Source organism: Sphingosinicella microcystinivorans (assembly GCF_003634215.1).
GTDB classification, from domain to species: domain Bacteria; phylum Pseudomonadota; class Alphaproteobacteria; order Sphingomonadales; family Sphingomonadaceae; genus Sphingosinicella; species Sphingosinicella microcystinivorans.
Window position 1 is genome coordinate 277,626 of the sequence record NZ_RBWX01000009.1, and the last position, 16,836, is coordinate 294,461.

The 16,836-nt window shown below is 67.1% G+C and carries 17 protein-coding genes; 10 read left to right on the forward strand and 7 right to left on the reverse strand.

Annotated features, from left to right (window positions below; all coding sequences use genetic code 11):
- Positions 1 to 72: 72 nt before the first annotated feature.
- Genes DFR51_RS19045 through DFR51_RS13665 form a run of 4 tightly spaced genes read left to right on the forward strand, consistent with a single transcriptional unit; the run spans position 73 to position 3,828 of the window.
- On the forward strand, positions 73 to 219 hold the full coding sequence (locus DFR51_RS19045) for a hypothetical protein (protein ID WP_207790685.1): 147 nt from the start codon (positions 73 to 75) through the stop codon (positions 217 to 219).
- On the forward strand, positions 200 to 1,984 hold the full coding sequence (locus tag DFR51_RS13655) for a hypothetical protein (RefSeq protein ID WP_121052097.1): 1,785 nt from the start codon (positions 200 to 202) through the stop codon (positions 1,982 to 1,984). Before DFR51_RS19045 ends, DFR51_RS13655 begins: the two co-directional genes overlap by 20 nt.
- 2 nt (positions 1,985 to 1,986) lie before the next feature.
- The gene (locus DFR51_RS13660) at positions 1,987 to 2,874 is read left to right on the forward strand and encodes a tyrosine recombinase (protein WP_420853159.1); all 888 of its coding nucleotides are present in this window, start codon (positions 1,987 to 1,989) and stop codon (positions 2,872 to 2,874) included.
- A 9-nt stretch (positions 2,875 to 2,883) separates the two neighbouring features.
- Positions 2,884 to 3,828, forward strand: a complete 945-nt coding sequence (locus tag DFR51_RS13665; protein WP_121052099.1) for an acetyl-CoA carboxylase carboxyltransferase subunit alpha — start codon at positions 2,884 to 2,886, stop codon at positions 3,826 to 3,828.
- Between the two features lie 12 nt (positions 3,829 to 3,840).
- Here DFR51_RS13665 and phaR read toward each other — a convergent pair whose 3' ends face one another.
- Positions 3,841 to 4,386, reverse strand: a complete 546-nt coding sequence (phaR, locus tag DFR51_RS13670) for a polyhydroxyalkanoate synthesis repressor PhaR (RefSeq protein ID WP_121052101.1) — start codon at positions 4,384 to 4,386, stop codon at positions 3,841 to 3,843.
- Between phaR and DFR51_RS13675 the strand changes: the two genes are divergently transcribed.
- From DFR51_RS13675 to DFR51_RS13685, 3 genes are read left to right on the forward strand one after another with little or no spacing between them, the layout of a single operon-like run.
- On the forward strand, positions 4,385 to 5,473 hold the full coding sequence (locus tag DFR51_RS13675; RefSeq protein WP_160119287.1) for an alpha/beta fold hydrolase: 1,089 nt from the start codon (positions 4,385 to 4,387) through the stop codon (positions 5,471 to 5,473). The genes phaR and DFR51_RS13675 overlap by 2 nt on opposite strands.
- Before the next feature lie 38 nt (positions 5,474 to 5,511).
- Positions 5,512 to 6,681 (forward strand): acetyl-CoA C-acetyltransferase, encoded by a 1,170-nt coding sequence (locus tag DFR51_RS13680; protein WP_121052105.1) that lies wholly within the window; start codon positions 5,512 to 5,514, stop codon positions 6,679 to 6,681.
- Positions 6,682 to 6,694: 13 nt separating this feature from the next.
- Positions 6,695 to 7,444: a class I SAM-dependent methyltransferase gene (locus DFR51_RS13685; protein ID WP_121052107.1), complete on the forward strand. Its 750-nt coding sequence runs from the start codon at positions 6,695 to 6,697 to the stop codon at positions 7,442 to 7,444.
- Between the two features lie 248 nt (positions 7,445 to 7,692).
- Here DFR51_RS13685 and DFR51_RS13695 read toward each other — a convergent pair whose 3' ends face one another.
- Both DFR51_RS13695 and DFR51_RS13700 read right to left on the reverse strand, forming a co-directional pair.
- A complete protein-coding gene (locus DFR51_RS13695; protein ID WP_420853160.1) occupies positions 7,693 to 8,916 on the reverse strand; it encodes a spinster family MFS transporter in 1,224 nt (407 codons plus the stop codon).
- A 38-nt stretch (positions 8,917 to 8,954) separates the two neighbouring features.
- Positions 8,955 to 11,267 (reverse strand): TonB-dependent receptor, encoded by a 2,313-nt coding sequence (locus DFR51_RS13700; protein WP_121052110.1) that lies wholly within the window; start codon positions 11,265 to 11,267, stop codon positions 8,955 to 8,957.
- Positions 11,268 to 11,387: 120 nt separating this feature from the next.
- Between DFR51_RS13700 and DFR51_RS13705 the strand changes: the two genes are divergently transcribed.
- Positions 11,388 to 12,002, forward strand: coding sequence for a TetR/AcrR family transcriptional regulator (locus DFR51_RS13705; RefSeq protein WP_121052112.1), 615 nt, complete (start codon positions 11,388 to 11,390; stop codon positions 12,000 to 12,002).
- On the opposite strand, the gene DFR51_RS13710 is transcribed toward DFR51_RS13705, so the two are convergent.
- The 3 genes from DFR51_RS13710 to DFR51_RS13720 form a co-directional block, all read right to left on the reverse strand.
- Positions 11,999 to 13,324, reverse strand: coding sequence for a hypothetical protein (locus DFR51_RS13710; RefSeq protein WP_121052114.1), 1,326 nt, complete (start codon positions 13,322 to 13,324; stop codon positions 11,999 to 12,001). The two genes, DFR51_RS13705 and DFR51_RS13710, sit on opposite strands and share 4 nt — an antisense overlap.
- Before the next feature lie 118 nt (positions 13,325 to 13,442).
- On the reverse strand, positions 13,443 to 14,228 hold the full coding sequence (locus tag DFR51_RS13715) for a crotonase/enoyl-CoA hydratase family protein (RefSeq protein ID WP_121052116.1): 786 nt from the start codon (positions 14,226 to 14,228) through the stop codon (positions 13,443 to 13,445).
- Positions 14,204 to 14,485: a YciI family protein gene (locus tag DFR51_RS13720; RefSeq protein ID WP_121052118.1), complete on the reverse strand. Its 282-nt coding sequence runs from the start codon at positions 14,483 to 14,485 to the stop codon at positions 14,204 to 14,206. The genes DFR51_RS13715 and DFR51_RS13720 overlap by 25 nt, the downstream gene beginning before the upstream one ends.
- Before the next feature lie 120 nt (positions 14,486 to 14,605).
- Between DFR51_RS13720 and DFR51_RS13725 the strand changes: the two genes are divergently transcribed.
- The gene (locus tag DFR51_RS13725; protein WP_121052120.1) at positions 14,606 to 15,370 is read left to right on the forward strand and encodes a ZIP family metal transporter; all 765 of its coding nucleotides are present in this window, start codon (positions 14,606 to 14,608) and stop codon (positions 15,368 to 15,370) included.
- An 84-nt stretch (positions 15,371 to 15,454) separates the two neighbouring features.
- Positions 15,455 to 15,751 (forward strand): 50S ribosomal protein L28, encoded by a 297-nt coding sequence (rpmB, locus tag DFR51_RS13730; RefSeq protein ID WP_121052122.1) that lies wholly within the window; start codon positions 15,455 to 15,457, stop codon positions 15,749 to 15,751.
- A 59-nt stretch (positions 15,752 to 15,810) separates the two neighbouring features.
- Here the strand turns inward: rpmB and DFR51_RS13735 are convergent, their stop codons facing one another.
- Entirely contained in the window at positions 15,811 to 16,785 is a 975-nt protein-coding gene (locus tag DFR51_RS13735) for an esterase-like activity of phytase family protein (protein ID WP_121052124.1), read from the reverse strand.
- Between the last annotated feature and the right edge of the window lie 51 nt (positions 16,786 to 16,836).

Here is a 16,836-nt window from a genome sequence, read left to right on the forward strand (position 1 = left end):
TCGCCGAAGGCCAAGCGCGCTCCGCCGTGCCTGCGCTTGCAGCGGACCGTAACCAACGCGAATGCTTCGGAGATGCGATTGTCCCGCCTGTTATTCTGGCTGTTTGTCATCATTCTCGCCGTCGTCGTGATCGGCGGCGTGGTGCTGATGTTCGTCGATATTCCGCACACGACTGCGCGCGTGGAGCAACCGGTTTCGAATGAAACGCTGGGTCTCTAGCACCGCCCTCGCCGCGCTGTTCATGGCAACGGCGGCATCCGGGCAGGATGCCCCGAAGTCGCTGCTGCCCGACGTGTTCGGCGCGCCGCCGCCCGAAGCGCCGCCGCCCGCGCCGCGCCCTGTCACGCCAGCCACGCCTGGCGCGGACGCGGCTCCCGCCGGAGCGGCGGAAGGCGTGCCGACGCCGGGACAGCCAGCCGCACCCGGCCCGGCAGCGCAGACGCCCGCCGCACCCGATCCCTTCGCCAGCGGCCCATCGCGCGCAGGCAGCTTCGACGTCGCAGGCCCGCTGACCGCCCGGCTTGGCGGCTATGGCATGGGCGCGTTCCAGAACAGCGACGGGCGCTTCCTGAACGGCCTTCTGCAGCGCACCAAGCCGCCGATCGCTTCGCGCTGGGGGCATATCCTGCTGCGCCGCGCGCTGCTTTCCCAGGTGCCGACGCCAAGGGGCGTGCGCCCCGCCGACTGGCTTGCCGAGCGCGCGCTGCTATTGCTGCGCATGGGCGAGGTGGACGGCGCCAAGCTGCTTGTCGATGCGCTTCCGCTCGACCGCTACACGCCGCGGCTTTACGCCGTGGCAAGCCAGGTGCACCTCGCCGCTGGCGATCTCCCGGCACTGTGCCCGCTCGCGCCCAACGCAAAGGCGTTTTCCAAGCTGCCGTTCTGGGACGCCGCGAACGGGATTTGTGCCGGGCTTGAAGGCGACGACATCACCGCCGCTGCGCAGTTCGACCGGCTGCGCGCACGGCGCGCCATGCCGATGATCGACATCGTGCTCGCCGAACGCGCCGCCACCGTGGTGACGGGCGAAGGCCGGGGCGCCAATATCGACTGGGACGAAGCGAAATCGCTGAGCGCGTATCGCTTCGGATTGGCAACCGCCGCTGGCATCGAGATTCCCGAAACGCTGCTCGCACGTCCGCCTGTGGCGCTTGCCGGGTGGATGATGCGCGCGCCGGGGCTTTCCATCGACAGGCGCGCCGTCGCTGCGCCGATCGCCGCGGCCTACGGCATCGCCTCCGCGCGCGAACTCGCCGCGCTCGCCGCCGCGCGTGTCGCCGCGATCGAACCGGGCGCCGAGGGTGAGGACACCATCGCCGACATCCGGGCCGCCTATGCGGGCCGCAACGCCGAAGAGCGCATCGCTGCGATGCAGCGCATCTGGCAGGCCGCCGAAACGCCGCAGGAACGCTATGGCGCGCTCGTGCGCACCGCCGCCGCCGCCGCGCGTATCCCGCCCGCCGCCGCACAGGCGGACGATGCGCCGGGCCTGATCGAATCGATGCTTTCGGCGGGTTATGTGCGAGAGGCGCTGAAATGGTGGCCGGTGCTGGCGGATGGGCCGGAGGACGCGCGGCGCGCGGCGTGGCCGTATCTCGCGCTCGCCGACCGCACGGGAAAAATCGCGAACGGCGACGTCGGTGAGGCGCGCGCGTGGCACGGCTCGCTTTCAGGCAAGCGCGCAGACCGCAAGGCGGCAATGTTCGCCGCCGCAATGCAGGCGCTCAACCCCAACGGCGACTGGAAGGGTCTTGCCAGCGACCTCGGCGTCGGCGCGCTCGACAATCGCTACACGCGGCGGATCGCGGCGGCAGCGCTCGAAAAGCGGCGCGGCGAAGTGGCGATCCTGGCGGGGGTCGGGCTGCAATCGAACTGGGCGGGCGTGTCGCCGGCACAGCTTTCGGTCATCGTCGGGGCGCTCAATCGCGCAGGCTTCACGCGCGAAGCGCGGATGATGGCGATCGAGGCGGTGACGCGGAGTTGAGCCTGCCGGGCGACCACCGCGCGATCGCGCTGTTCCTCGACATGATGGCCGCCGAGCGTGGCGCGGCAGCGAACACCATCACGGCCTACAGCCGCGACCTTTCGCAGGCGAGCGAAGCGCTTTCAGGAGGGCTCGCGGCTTCGGACGCCCGAACACTCGAACGGCTGATCCACGAATGGCGCGACCTTGCAGCGACCAGCCTTGCGCGCAAGCTCTCCGCAGTGCGGCGCTTCTTCGCGTTCCTCGTTTCCGAAGGGCTGCGGGCCGACAATCCGGCGGGCGATCTCGCGTCTCCCGCGAAAGGTCGGCCGCTGCCCAAGACGTTGTCGCGCGAGGAGGTCGACCGAATCTTCGCGGTCGTCGAGGAAGAAGCGGCGTCCGGCCCGGCGGGGTTGCGGCTGAAAGCGCTGATCGAGCTGCTTTACGGATCGGGGCTGCGCGCGACCGAGCTCGTTTCGCTGCCGCGCGCGGCGATCAAGCCTGGCACGCCCTATGCCGTGCTGAAGGGCAAGGGCGACAAGGAGCGCATGGTGCCCGTGTCCTCGCGCGCCGGGGAGGCGGTGGCGGCGTGGGCGGCGACGCTGACGCCGGGTGAAAAATATCTGTTCCCTTCCGGCAATACCCACATGTCGCGCGTGCGGCTGTTTCAGATCGTCAAGACTTTGGCGGCGGCTGCCGGAATCTCGCCCCTGCGCGTCTCCCCGCACGTGCTGCGCCATGCGTTCGCAACGCATCTGCTGGAGGGCGGAGCCGACCTTCGCGCGCTGCAATCGATGCTGGGCCACGCCGACATCGCGACAACGCAGATCTACACGCATGTGCAATCCGCGCACCTCGTCGAACTCGTCAACCGCGCGCACCCGCTTGCCGATCGGCCCCAAGATGACTAGGCGGGGGCGATGATTACGTATCTCGAATTCGAGAAGCCCGTCGCCGAACTGGAGACGCGCATCAAGGAACTGAAGGCGTCGGCCGGCGAAGGCACGGTCAACATCGACGCCGAGGTGAAGAAGCTGGAAGCCAAGGTCGAGGCGCAGCTGAAGGCGATCTACGCCAAGCTGACGCCGTGGCAGAAGACGCAGGTGGCGCGCCACCCGGCGCGGCCGCACCTGAAAGACATCACCGCCGCGCTCATCACGGACTTCACGCCGCTCGCAGGCGATCGCAAGTTCGGCGAGGACTGCGCGATCATCGGTGGACCCGGGCGCTTCCGCGGCCGCCCGGTGATGGTGATGGGGCACGAGAAAGGCTCCGACACCGCGAGCCGCCTCAAGCACAATTTCGGCATGGCGAAACCCGAAGGCTACCGCAAGGCGGTGCGCCTGATGGAGATGGCGGACCGTTTCGGGCTTCCGGTCATCAGCTTCGTGGACACATCGGGCGCGTTCCCCGGCATCCACGCCGAGGAGCGCGGACAGGCGGAAGCCATCGCGCGATCGACCGAAGCCTGCCTGAAGCTCGGCACGCCGATGGTCGCCGCGATCGTCGGCGAGGGCGGATCGGGCGGCGCAGTCGCGCTGGCGACCGCGAACCGGATCATCATGCTCGAACACTCCGTCTATGCGGTGATCTCGCCCGAAGGCTGCGCGTCCATTCTGTGGCGCACGTCGGACAAGGCGGCGGACGCGGCGGCGGCGATGAAACAGACCGCGCAGGACCTGAAGGCGCTGAACCTGATCGACGTGATCGTGCCCGAACCCGTTGGCGGCGCGCACAGGAGCCCGCAGGCGGCGATCAAGATGCTCGGCGATGCGGTCGAAACGCAGCTCGCAACGATGGACGGCATGGGCGCCGACGCCGTGCGGGACGACCGGCGAGCGAAGTTCCTGGCGATGGGGCGCTGACGCCCCTTCCCGTTACTTCTTGCCTAGCTTGTCTAGCTTTGCCTGAAGCTCGGCCATCTCGCGCTTGAGATCGGCGAGCTCGGAGGCTTCGTCGGCGGGCGCCTCACCCGGTTGCGGGGTCTTGCCCGCCATCATGCTGGCCGCTGCTTCGAACATCGCCATGTTCTGCTTGGCAATCGTTTCGAACGGATTGAACGCGCCGGCCATCGATTTGCGGAACTGCTCCTGATTGCGGCGCAGCGCAGCCATCGAGGCTTCGAGATAGGGCGGCACCATCGATTGCATCGAATCGCCGTACATCGCGATGAGCTGACGGAGGAACGGCGTCGGCAGCATGGTCTGGCCGCGGTTTTCCTCTTCCATGATGATCTGCGTGAGCACCGAGCGCGTGATGTCTTCGCCCGACTTCGCGTCGACCACCTTGAAGTCCACGCCCGCCCGCGTCATCTCGCCGAGATGATCGAGCGTGATATAGCTCGATGAGCCGGTATTATAGAGACGGCGGTTGGCGTATTTCTTGATGATGATCGGGTCGGATTTGGTTTCTTCGTCGGACATGAACGACCTCGATGCTGCGGGTGCGAAAGCCATAGCACGCAGCGATGCTGCGCAGCAACACGCCGCAGCAGGCAGCCCGCGCGGGCCGCATCCGCTGCCGTTGTTCCTGGACCATGCCCGGCAGGCGATCGGCGGGGACCGGGCGCGCATGGAGCGCTTTCTCGGCGCGCTGGCCGCCTATCAGCAATCCGGCTGGCGGCGCGATCTGCCGGAAATGCCGGTGATCGCATCGTGCGGCAGTGCAGTGCTGCGCGACTATGGCGGCAGCGGACGCCCCGCCGTGTTCGTCCCGTCGCTGATCAACACCACCGATGTCCTGGACCTGACGGCGGAGCGTTCTCTGCTGCGCCACATCGCGGGCCGGGGCGTGCGGCCCCTGCTTGTCGATTGGCAGTCGCCCGGGGCGGCGGAGGCGACGCTGTCGGTGAGCGGATATGTTGCCGAACGGCTACGCCCGCTGCTCGACACCGTGGGCGAACCGCTCGATCTCGTGGGTTACTGCCTTGGCGGGACGATGGCGCTCGCCGCAGCCTCACATCCCCTGGTGCGGCGCGTGGCGACCATCGCCGCGCCCTGGGACTTCGCAGGTTATCCCGCGGCACGGCGGCAGGCACTGCTGTCTCACTGGCGCGGCGTCGCCCCTTCCCTCTCGGCGCTCGGCGGGATGCCGATGGACCTGATCCAGCCTGCGTTCTGGTCGCTCGACCCGGCGGGCGCGGTTGCGAAGTACGAGCGCTTCGGGCGCCTCGATCCCGCCTCTGACGAGGCGCGTCTGTTCGTCGCGGTCGAAGATTGGGCGAATACCGGCCCCGCGCTCACCGTTCCCGCCGCGCGCGAATGCTTCGAAGACTTCTTCGGTGCGAACGTCCCCATCGAGGGCGGCTGGCGCGTAGGCGGCGAGATCATACCCCCGCCCACAAAACCGACGCTCAACATCGTTTCGCGCACCGACCGGCTTGTCCCCGCGGTCGCGGTCGAACCGTTCGGCGAAACGCGGCTGATCGATGCCGGGCACGTGGGGATGATGGTCGGCTCAAACGCGCGCGCGCAGCTTTGGCAACCGCTCGCCGATTGGCTCACGGCCTGAAGCGCACTACATAGGCGGGAAATCGGAAAGGATTCCCCATGGACGCAGTCATCGTCGCCGCAAAGCGCACACCGGTCGGTAGTTTTCTGGGCAGCTTCGCGAACACGCCCGCGCATGAACTGGGGCGCATCGCCATCTCGGCAGCGCTCGCAGAAGCCGGAGTCGAAGCCGACGCCGTCTCCGAAGTGATCCTCGGGCAGGTGCTGACCGCTGCGCAGGGTCAGAACCCCGCGCGTCAGGCCGCGATGGCTGCCGGGATCGCCAAGGAAACACCCGCATGGAGCGTTAACCAGGTGTGCGGATCCGGCCTACGCGCCGTTGCACTCGCGGCGCAGGCGATCGAGAACGGCGACGCCAGCATCATGATCGCGGGCGGACAGGAATCGATGAGCCTCGCCCCCCATGCGCAGCACCTGCGCGCCGGGCAGAAGATGGGCGCGATCGAATTCGTCGACACGATGATCAAGGACGGCCTGTGGGATGCCTTCAACGGCTATCACATGGGTATCACGGCGGAGAACCTCGCCGAGAAATATCAGGTGAACCGCGAGGCGCAGGATGCCTTCGCGGTGAGTTCCCAGAACAAGGCCGAGGCCGCGCGCGCCGCAGGACGTTTCAAGGACGAAATCGTCCCCGTGACGATCAAGGGCCGCAAGGGCGACACGGTCGTCGACCAGGACGAATATATCCGCGCCGGCGCCACGATCGAAGGCATGCAGAGCCTGAAGCCCGCCTTCAAGAAGGACGGCACCGTGACCGCCGCGAACGCCAGTGGCCTGAACGACGGCGCAGCAGCGCTGGTGCTGATGTCGGCGGACGAAGCGGCGAAGCGCGGCGCCAAGGTGCTGGCGCGCGTCGCATCCTGGGCGAGCGCGGGCGTTGACCCCGCGATCATGGGCATCGGGCCGGTTCCCGCCTCGAAAAAGGCGCTGGCGAAGGCCGGCTGGAGCGTCGGCGACCTCGACCTCATCGAAGCCAATGAAGCCTTCGCGGCGCAGGCGCTGTGCGTGGGGCAGGAACTCGGGTTTGATCCGGCGAAGCTCAACGTCAACGGCGGTGCCATCGCGATCGGCCACCCGATCGGCGCGTCGGGCGCACGCATCCTGACGACACTCCTCTACGAGATGCAGCGCCGCGACGCGAAAAAGGGCCTCGCCACGCTCTGCATCGGCGGCGGCATGGGCATCGCGCTGTGCGTGGAGCGGTAGCACCGTCACTGTGATGCGGCCGGGCCTGGATACGCTCAGGGCCTATTATGCGGGCGCGGACGGGCGCCGGACCGCGCGGCTGCTCGCGCAGATCGTCGCCCCCGCCGTCCGTACCGATGCATCGGCGCGGCTGCTTGCACTCGGCTATCCGGCGCCGTTGCTGCAGGGTCTGGACCCCGCGCGGATCGAGCGTCTGTGCATGGTGATGCCTGCCGATCAGGGCGCTCGCGCATGGCCCCGCCGGGGACCATCCTGCGCGGTGAGCGCCCGCGAAACCGCGCTGCCGTTCGTGGAGGCGCTGTTCGATCAGGCGCTGCTCGTACACGCGCTCGAATTCGCCGATCCGCCGAAGCTGCTGCGCGAACTGTGGCGTGTTCTCGCGCCCGCGGGGGAACTGATCCTGATCGTTCCCAACCGCGCCGGCATGTGGACGCATTTCGAATCGACACCGTTCGGTCAGGGACATCCTTACGGCCGCAGCGGCCTTGGCGCCGTTCTGCGGGAGGCGATGTTCGAGCCGGTGGCTTGGAAAACTGCGCTGGTGGCGCCGCCCGTGCGCGGGCTCAAATGGCTGGACCGGCCGCTGACACGACTGCTGCCCGCGCTCGGCGGGATTCACTTCGTGCTGGCGAGGAAGACGGACGGGCTTGCTGTCAGCCCCGTAGGCCGCGCGCACCGCGTGTCACGCGCAGGAGCCGCCGCTCGGCAGCCAGCTCCGGATTTGCCGCGCGAACCCCATCGACGAGCGCCGCCCCAGCCATGAGCACCGCGAGCATACACGCCGCGAAGAGCGCCCAGCCGAAGCCGCCCGGATATGCCTTGAGATATGCTTCGCCGCGAAGCGCCGCACCGAGGGCCAGCGCATAAATGATCACCCCGGCCTCGAAGCCGTTGGTAATCTTGAACAAGCGTCCAATGCGATGCAGCCTGCGCATGGCATATTGATAACACTGATGCCGCGGTCGCCAAGGCAGAAATTTACGACTCGTTAACTTTTGGCGGCAGAGCCCCTCAGTTGTGCCAGTCTCGGTCGATCCGACGGGAGGCCAGCCAAAGGAAGGCGGCGGCGAGGAGGTAAAATCCAAGACCGGTGAGGATGGCGTAGCGGAGTGATTCGGCGCCGAAACGGCTGCCGTAGAGATCGGACACCGCGCCAAAGAAGAGCGTGCCCGCGCCGATGCCGAGGAGATTGTTCACGAACAGGAAGCAGGCCGACGCGGTCGCGCGCATCGTGGGCGGCACGAGGCCCTGCACGGCATTGATGACAGGGCCAAGCCACATCAGCGCCAGCGCCTGCGGCACGAGGAACAGTACGAACGCCAGCGCCAGCGACGATTGCAGGATGCCCGCCGCATACAGGGGAACAGCGACGACAAAGGCGGCCGCGGGAACGAGGACATAAGCGCGCTTGTTCGCGCGGCCGAGGCGATCGCCAAGCCAGCCGCCCGCCCACACACCCGCAATGCCGCCGAAGAACAGGATCGCGCCCATGTAGAGGCCGATCTCCGCAAGGCCGAGCCCGAGGCTGCGCCCGAAGTAGGACGGCAGCCAGAACATGAGACCGTATCCACACATCGAGCTGCAGGAGGCGCCAAGCGAGATAAACCAGAAGGTGGGCTTGCCGACCACCGTTGCGAGCACGCGCCCCACCGGCGGGCGGTCTCCGGCAGGCGGATCGAAGCGACCGCGCTCCGGCTCCGGCACGCCGAGCTTGAACACGGGGACGATGAGGAGACCGGCCAAACCCACGGCAATGAAGGCGAAACGCCAGTCGACCGTGCTTGCGACCCAGCCGCCGAGCATGACGCCGAGCGCCGAACCCACCGGAATGCCGAACGAGAACACGGCTAGCGCCCGCGCGCGCTGTTCGGGCGGAAAATAGTCGGCGATCAGGGAATAGGACGGGGCGACGCCGCCCGCCTCCCCCACCCCGACGCCGAGCCGGGCGAGAAAGAGCTGCCAGAAGTTCATCGCGAAACCGCAGAGCGCGGTGAACAGACTCCAGAGCCCGAGCGAGATGGCGATGATGCGGCTGCGGCTCATGCGGTCCGCCGCGATGGCGATCGGGATGCCGAGCCCCGAATAGAAGAGCGCGAAGGCAAGCCCGCCCATCAGGCCGAGTTCGGTGTCGCTGAGGCCGAGCTCCGCCTTGATCGGCCCCGCGAGGATGCCGATGATCTGCCGGTCGATGAAGTTGAACGTATAGACGAGCAGAAGAAGCCCCAGCACGCGCATTTGCATGCCGGGGCCCAGGTTGGGGGGGGAGGAACCGTTCAGAACTTATACCCGGCTGTGACGAACACCTGGCGCGGATTGCCGTAGTAGGCGGTGAGCACGCCGTCTGCGCCGAGCGAGGAGATCAGCGCGCCGGTGCCGGTGCGCAGATATTCGCCGGTATCCGGGTTCTGGCGAAGGAACACGTAGCCCGAGGTGATGTACTTCTTGTTGAGCAGGTTCTTGCCGTGGACGCCGAGGCTGAAGCGGTCGCTGTCCGACGTCCAGACCAGGCTCGCGTCCCAGAGCGAATAACCCTTCTGATCGAGGCCGGGCGCCGGCAGCTCGAACTGGTAGGTCTTGCTGCGGTACGACAGCGTCGTGCTTGCGTTGAGCGTGCCCGAGGCGACCGGCACGGCGTACGCAAGCGTGCCCGAGGCTGTCCATTCCGGCGTGTTCTGGAAGTTGCGGCGATCGGCGACGTCGATGCCGCGGCTGTCGATGAACTGCTTGTAGTCGGCATTGATGTAGCCGAGCGCCCAGTTGAAGCTGAGCTGATCGTCAGTCGCGCCGAAGCTTTCAGCGAGCACGGCGTTGCCTTCGAATTCGATGCCCTGGATGCGCGCCTTGCCGGCGTTCGTCGTCACGCCGATGAAGGTCTGCTGGCCGCCGATGACGGTGCCGACCGAGCCCGGAATCTGCACGTCCTTGTAATCGGCATGGAAGGCCGCGAGGCTGAAGCGCAGACGGCGATCGAACAGCGAGGCTTTCCAGCCGATCTCGTAGCTGTCGACGGTTTCGGGCTCGAACGAGATGAAATCGTAGATCTCGTCGTAGCTGCGCACGCCGTCGCCGTTCGAGTCGGGCGCAGCGGTGCTGACGCCGCGCGGATCGAAGCCGCCGCCTTTGAAGCCCTTCGAATAGCTTGCGTAGAGGTTGTGGTTCTCGCTCGGCTTGAAGCTGATCGAGGCACGCGGCGTGAACTCCTTGAAGGTCGCCTTGCCCGTGAAATCGGACGTTGTGGCGAAGAGCGTGCCGCCACCACCGAAGAACGGCGAACCGCCGCCGAGGAAGGTTTGCCGCAGGACCGTGGAGCTGCGCTCGTCCCACGTGTAGCGACCACCGACCGAGACGCTGAACTGCTCGCTGAGATCGTAGGTGAAATCGCCGAAGATCGCGAACGTCTCCGTATCGACATCGCCGAAGGTGAGCGCGGTAACGCCGCCCGGCAGGCGCACGTCGAACGCCGTCTTCGCGCTCGCATCGAGGAAGTAGCCGCCGACGAGGCCGCTGAAACCGCCGTTCTGGTAAAGGAACTGGATTTCCTGCGAGAGCTGCTTGTTGTTGTAGGTCGCGGGCACGTCCACGTCGACGGCGGGCAGCGCGTCGAAATCGATCGGCGTGCCGCTGTCGTCCTTGCGATAGGACGTGATGCTGCGCAGCGTGACGTAATCGGACGGGTTCGCTTCAACGAACAGCGTTGTGCCCCACGCCTTCACTTCCTGCTTCGGATCATCGAGAGCGCCCTGGCTATCGAACACGTCGCTCAGCACCGGCGCACCGCTGGAAATGCCCGCGATCAGGCGGTGGCCGCCGCGCGGGTTGCTCTTGTCCTTGGTGTAGTCGCCCGACAGGCGCACGAAGACGGCGTCGCCGTGGATTTCGGCAGTGGCGCGGCCGGCCCAGATGTCCTTGTTGTAGTTGTCGTCGCCCGTCGTGAGGTTCTTGCCGAAACCGCCGCGGCTGAGGCGCGCGATCGAACCGCCGAGGCGGAGCGTGCCGTCGCCGACGGGCATGCTGCCCGTAACGACGAGGTCCGCCTGCTCGTCGGTGCCGAGCGTGCCGCGCAGGCGCAGCATCGGATCAGCGTCGAGCTTCTTCGTCACGTACTTCACCGCGCCGCCGATGGTGTTGCGGCCATAGAGCGTGCCCTGCGGCCCGCGCAGCACCTCGATGCGCTCGACATCGTAGATATCGAGCACGGCAGCCTGCGGGCGGTTAAGGTACACGTCATCGAGATAGAGGCCGACGCCCGCCTCGAAGCCCGCGACCGGATCCTGCTGCCCGACGCCGCGAATGAAGGCGGTGAGCGTGGTGTTGGTTCCGCGCGACACTTCAAGCGTCACGTTCGGGGCGCTTTCGCTAATCTCGGTGATGTCGAGCGCACCCTGCTGTTCAAGCTGGGCGCCGCTGACCGCCGTTACGGCGATCGGAACATCCTGCAGGCTTTCCTCGCGGCGGCGGGCAGTGACGACGATCGCGTCCTCGATGGTTTCGCTCACCGCTGCGTCCTGCGCGAAGGCCGGAAGCGGCACGAAAGCGGCCAGCGCGGTGGTTGCGACAAGTACGGAATGAATCGAAATGCGGCGCATTCTTCCTCCCCAATGCTGTAAAGCCGAGCCCGATGGCTCTTGTGTTGAATCGCCAATACTGAAAGTTGAACCACCTTTCAAATTGAATTATGGGGTCGGGAAAGAATGAAGGGGAGGTCGATGGCAACCGATGCAATTCCGCAACAGGCGGACCGCGAGCCGCGAACCGCGCGCGGACGCAAGACGCAGCGCGCGCTGCTCGACGCAGCGGCCGTCGAATTCGGCGAAAAAGGGTTCCACGAAGGCTCGATCAGCGGGATCACGCGGCGGGCGGGTGTGGCGCTCGGCAGCTTCTACACCTACTTCGAATCGAAGGATGAAATCTTCAGGGCGCTCGTCCGCGACATGTCCGCCCGTGTCGGCCAGCGCGCCGGCGAGGCGATCGCGCGCACCACGGACACGCTTTCAGGCGAGCGGGCAGCGCTGAAGGCCTTTCTGGAGTTCGCGCGCGAGCACAAGGAAGTGTACCGAATCATCGACGAGGCCGAGTTTGCGGACCCCGAAAGCTACCGGCAGCACTACCAGGGAACGGCGCGCCGCATCCTCGACAGGCTGAAGGTGGGCGCAGAACGCGGCGAGATTCGCGAGGACGTGAGCGAGGCCCACGCCTGGGCAATCATGGGCATCAACGTCTTCCTCGGGCTGCGCTACTGCGTGCTCGACGATTCGTCCGACCCGGAAACCGTCGCGACACTCGCCAACGAGATGATCGCCGAGGGGATTCGGCGGCGCTAATCCTTGATCGCGGGTAGCGGCGTCGCTTCGACGGTCGGTGAATGAGGTTCGGTGAGGGCCTCGCGGCCTTCTATCGCAGGGCCTTCCTGCGGCAGTGATCCCGAGACACTCCGCGACTTTCCGACCGAAGGATTGGCGATACCCGCGCGGACGGCCGCCGAAATCGTCGGCAGCGTCGCCGAGGGCGGACGGTAGCCCGGCGTCGCGGCATCGGGCACAGGCGGCGGGACGACGGTGCTGCCGTCCGACAGCGTCTCGGTGAGAGCAGGGAGCGACACAGGCTCGTCGATGATGTCGCCGACGTCCGGCAGCACGGCAAGCTCCGGCTCCGAAAAGCCCGGCGCGGGGCCTAGCGGGACCGGGCGCAGTTCGCTGACTGCCGGCCGCGCGGTCTCGGGAAGATGCAGCAACGCGACGATCCGGCCCCACCCGAAAGTATCCACCGCATAGGCAAGCGCTGCCGCGATCAGCAGGCCAAGCGCGCCCGTGGCCGCGATGAAGCCGCGCGCGCCGAAGCGACGGCGCGGCTCTTCCGCCGCCCACGGCTTCATCGGCTGCAGCGCTTCGGGTTCCGGTGCGGCGACAACGATCGGCTCTGGCTGCGGTTGCAATTGCGGCGCACGCTGCGGTCGCTGCGGCGCTTCTATAGCATAATCGGGCTCGGCGGCGGGAAGCGGCGGACGGGCGGCAATCGCGGCAAGCACGTGGCGCTTCTCGACAACCATCCCGCCGTCGAACATCGCTTCCAGAAGCGCCGCCCCGGCGATCTGCTTCAGAACGCGCGGATTGCCCGAGACCGCATCGACAATCCCTTCCTGCGCTGCGGCCGTGAACAGATCCGGTCGACCCGCGGCAGCGGACGCATCAACGAGGAAATCCGCGATTTCGCTGCCCGCCATCGGCGCCAGCCTGACGAGCCGCCCCGGCTTGCCGAGCCGCGAAGATTCAAGCGCGGCGAGCACGGCGGTGACGCGGTGCTGCGCGGCCTTGGCGAGCACGGCTTCAAGCACGCGCGGCGCTGCGGCATCGGCCTCGTCGACAAGGATCGCATCGAGATTGGCGAAATCGGCCGGTACTGCGAGCGTGGGGCCTGCAAAACTCGCCACGGAGACACCGCGCGCGGCAAGCTCCCGCGCTGCTGCCGCGAGCAGCTGCGATTTGCCCATGCCCGCAGCGCCCGTAAGCGTTACGTTCTCGCACGCCAACACGGCATCCACGATGTCCGAGAGTGCCGTCTCGAACGCATGGTGCAGATAGAGCTGACCATGCGGCTCCTGCCGGAACAGCACATGCTTCAAACCAAAATGCCGAAGAACGTCCATGAAGATCCATCGCGCCGGGGGGCCGGTGAAAGAGGAACGCCTACAGACCCGATACGGCGCATGTGCCGCAGCGCGGCCGGAGCGTCAACGTCATGACGTCATGAAATCGGCCTGACGCTCATTCGACACGACCGCCGCGCCCGGCACCGCCCGCGAAGCGCGCCGCACCCGCGCGGCCTTCATCCGAAGCCAGTGTTTCCATGCCGAGCGCAAATTCGCGCGCCATCGCCTCCGCTTCCGGGGCGCCCCATTGACCGCGTGCGCTGGCACGGTCGTTCCCAAGGCAGACTTGCGGGAACGCAGAAATCGTCTCCGCGAGCGCGACCGCCGCCTCCAGCGCAGCCCCATCCTCGACGACACGGTTCGCAAGGCCCCAGCCCAGCGCTTCCTCCGCCGTGACGGCCCGCCCGGTGAGGATCATATCGAGCGCGCGCGATTCGCCGATCAGGCGCGGCAGGCGCACGCTGCCGCCGTCGATCAGCGGCACGCCCCAGCGGCGGCAGAACACGCCGAACACCGCCGAGCGTGCGACGACGCGCAGATCGCACCAGACGGCAAGCTCCAGCCCGCCCGCGACGGCATAGCCCTCGATCGCGGCGATCACGGGCTTCGAAAGCGCGAGGCGGCTCGGCCCCATCGGACCATCGCCCGCTGCATCAACCCGATTTCCGCGCGGCGTGCCCATGACTTTCAGATCCGCGCCGGCGCAGAAATTGCCGCCCGCGCCGGCCAGCACGGCGACCGAAAGCGACGCATCGGACTCGAACGCGCTGAAGGCGTCGACGAGCGCGGCGGCGGTGGGACCATCGACCGCATTTCGTGCATCCGCACGATTGATCGTCACGACGAACACCGGGCCCCGGCGTTCGGTGAGAACATTTATTTCGGAAGAACCTGCCGCCATGCCGTTACCGCAACCGAGGCGAACAGCCCGGCCAGCGCATAGGGATCATCCGCCGCAAACTGAATCGCGGCCTTGCGATCATCGAAGTCGATAATGAGCAGCGAGCCGATCGGCCGCCCTTCTTCATCGAGCAGCGGCCCGGCGACGAGGAGGCGATCGCCGACGCGTTCCAGATATTCGAGGTGCGTGGGCCGGGTTGCAGCGCGCAGGTCGCCGCTGGCGGGCTTGTCGATGCAGTGGATCGCGAAAAGAGGCATGATTCCCGTCTAGAACGGAAAGATCGGCGATGAAAGAGCGGTTTGCGCGCAGCCGCCACACCGAGACTTTTGGGGTACACTCGGCTATGCCGGGATATCGGCGAAGCGTGTGGGGGTGCCGTGCCGCAATGGCTTGAAGCAGGCGTGTGGGGGTTCGGCAGCGGGTGCGCGCTGCTGATCGGCGCCGCTTTCGCCACGCTCCGCCGCCCTTCGCAGCGATTGATCGCGGTGGTGATGGCGTTCGGCTCGGGCGTGCTGATCTCCGCGGTCGCTTTCGACCTGATGGACGAGGCCTATCGCCAGGGCGGCTTCGATGCCGCCGCCGCGGGATTCCTGGGCGGCGCCATTATCTATACCGCCGCAAACATCGCGATCTCCCGCCGGGGCGCGCGGCACCGCAAGCGATCAGGCTACAACCCCGACGAAAGCCAGACACCGGCCGCGGACAGCGGCGGGCTGGCCATCGCCGTCGGCGCACTGCTCGACGGCATCCCCGAATCGATCGCGATCGGCGTCAGCCTGCTCGACGGCACGGGCGTCAGCCTCGTGATGGTCGCAGCGGTGTTCCTCTCGAACGTGCCGGAGGGGCTTTCAAGCGCCGCCGGGATGCGCGCGGCAGGGCGCGGACCAAAGTACATCTTTGGTGTCTGGGGCGGAATCGCGCTTGCCTCGGGGCTCGCGGCGCTGCTCGGCAACCTGTTGCTCGCGGGCGCAGACCCGAACGTGCTTGCCGCGACGACTGCGGTTGCAGCGGGGGGTATCCTTGCTATGCTTGTCGACACGATGATCCCGGAGGCCACCGAGGAAACGCCCGAATTCGCTGGGCTGATCGCGGTCACCGGATTTCTGTTCGCCTTCGTGCTTTCAAAGCTCGGCAGCGGATGAGCGCGGTTGACGCGAAGGCGGGTCTCCCCTATAGGCGCCCACTTTCAAGCCACGGCTGAAACACAAGATTCGAGGACGAAAACGATGTCGCGCGTTTGCGAGCTGACCGGTAAGGGTCGCCAGGTGGGTCACAATGTGTCTCACGCCAACAACAAGACCAAGCGGGTGTTCCTGCCGAACCTCCAGAACGTGTCGCTGATTTCCGACGCGCTCGGTCGCACGGTGCGCCTGAAGGTTTCGACGCACGGCCTGCGCTCGGTGGAGCACAACGGCGGCCTCGACAACTGGCTGGTGAAGACCCGCGACGAGAAGCTGAGCCTGAAGGCGCGCCGTTTGAAGCGCGACATCAAGAAGAAGCTGAACGCCGCCGCAGCCGCCTGAGCGGGTTCATTTTCGAAGATTTCGAAGGGCCGGTGGAGCGTCTCCACCGGCCCTTCTTCTTATTCGGGAAGCAGCTCGAACTTCAGGAGCAGCGTGCGCTGCGCGGCGTTGAAGTTGTCGTCGCTGATGAGATAGATGAACACGCGCGCGCCTTCGCGGCGAATGTCGATCCCCTCCATATTGTCGATGCTGACGGGCGGGCGCAGACGCGCGATCTCCCTGCCCTGCACGGTCGCGCCCTCCCGCATCTCCGCCAGCGGCACCTCGACGAGTGCCATCGCAACGCCGGTGAGCGGCGAGAAGGCGCGATTCAGGATGATGAGGCGTTCATCATCAAGCAGGGCGGCGTCCGTCGGCGAGAAGTTCGCGGGCGGGTGGTAGCGGAACGCGAGGTTCACGCGTGTGCCGTCCGGGCGCTGCACAGCGCCGACGGCGAGCGCGGGTCGGTCTCCGCCGTCCGGCGCCTCTTCGGCGATGACGAGCGGTACGCCGCCCGGCAGCATGACAAGCGTCTCCGCGCCACCGTTCAGCGGCCAGTCCTTCATTTCGGGAAGTGAATAGACCTGCTTTGCGCGCCATTCCGACTGGCCCAAAGGCACGACCCACAGGCTGTTCGTGCGCTCGAAGCCGACCAGCGCCTCTGCTCCGCCTGGACTGAGCACGAGCGATTCCGCGTCGCGCGTCGCTTTTGTGCCGGCCGCGCCATCGCGATCGAGAAGCATGCCGCCGCGGACGTTTTCGATGCCGACAAGCCGGCCATCCCGCTCCACGCGGTCGAAACTCAGCAAGATACCGGCATCGCCGACCGCATAACACCGATCGGGGCAGCGAAGCCCCGAGAGACCGCCAAACCAGGACGTCGCCGAGCGCAACGCCACGCCGCCCGCATATCTGAGGCGCCCCTCCCCCTGCCTCGCAGCGTCGCGGGCATCGAAGGGCACGGCGACGCTTTCGACGGCAAGCGGCTCAATAGCGGGCGGTGGGGCATTGCCGCAGGCGGCGATGGCAAGCAAAAGCAGGACGGGGACGCGCATGGGGAATCGGCATAGGCGGCGGCATCACCGAATGCAAACAGCGGCCCGCTG

Excerpts from the sequence above, each read along its gene's own strand:
- DFR51_RS19045 (WP_207790685.1), top strand. The coding sequence starts at position 73 with ATGCGATTGTCCCGCCTGTTATTCTGGCTGTTTGTCATCATTCTCGCC.
- DFR51_RS13655 (WP_121052097.1), top strand. The coding sequence starts at position 200 with ATGAAACGCTGGGTCTCTAGCACCGCCCTCGCCGCGCTGTTCATGGCA.
- DFR51_RS13665 (WP_121052099.1), top strand. The coding sequence starts at position 2,884 with ATGATTACGTATCTCGAATTCGAGAAGCCCGTCGCCGAACTGGAGACG.
- DFR51_RS13675 (WP_160119287.1), top strand. The coding sequence starts at position 4,385 with ATGAACGACCTCGATGCTGCGGGTGCGAAAGCCATAGCACGCAGCGAT.
- phaR (WP_121052101.1), bottom strand. The coding sequence starts at position 4,386 with ATGTCCGACGAAGAAACCAAATCCGACCCGATCATCATCAAGAAATAC.
- DFR51_RS13680 (WP_121052105.1), top strand. The coding sequence starts at position 5,512 with ATGGACGCAGTCATCGTCGCCGCAAAGCGCACACCGGTCGGTAGTTTT.
- DFR51_RS13685 (WP_121052107.1), top strand. The coding sequence starts at position 6,695 with ATGCGGCCGGGCCTGGATACGCTCAGGGCCTATTATGCGGGCGCGGAC.
- DFR51_RS13695 (WP_420853160.1), bottom strand. The coding sequence starts at position 8,916 with ATGCGCGTGCTGGGGCTTCTTCTGCTCGTCTATACGTTCAACTTCATC.
- DFR51_RS13700 (WP_121052110.1), bottom strand. The coding sequence starts at position 11,267 with ATGCGCCGCATTTCGATTCATTCCGTACTTGTCGCAACCACCGCGCTG.
- DFR51_RS13705 (WP_121052112.1), top strand. The coding sequence starts at position 11,388 with ATGGCAACCGATGCAATTCCGCAACAGGCGGACCGCGAGCCGCGAACC.
- DFR51_RS13710 (WP_121052114.1), bottom strand. The coding sequence starts at position 13,324 with ATGGACGTTCTTCGGCATTTTGGTTTGAAGCATGTGCTGTTCCGGCAG.
- DFR51_RS13715 (WP_121052116.1), bottom strand. The coding sequence starts at position 14,228 with ATGGCGGCAGGTTCTTCCGAAATAAATGTTCTCACCGAACGCCGGGGC.
- DFR51_RS13720 (WP_121052118.1), bottom strand. The coding sequence starts at position 14,485 with ATGCCTCTTTTCGCGATCCACTGCATCGACAAGCCCGCCAGCGGCGAC.
- rpmB (WP_121052122.1), top strand. The coding sequence starts at position 15,455 with ATGTCGCGCGTTTGCGAGCTGACCGGTAAGGGTCGCCAGGTGGGTCAC.
- DFR51_RS13735 (WP_121052124.1), bottom strand. The coding sequence starts at position 16,785 with ATGCGCGTCCCCGTCCTGCTTTTGCTTGCCATCGCCGCCTGCGGCAAT.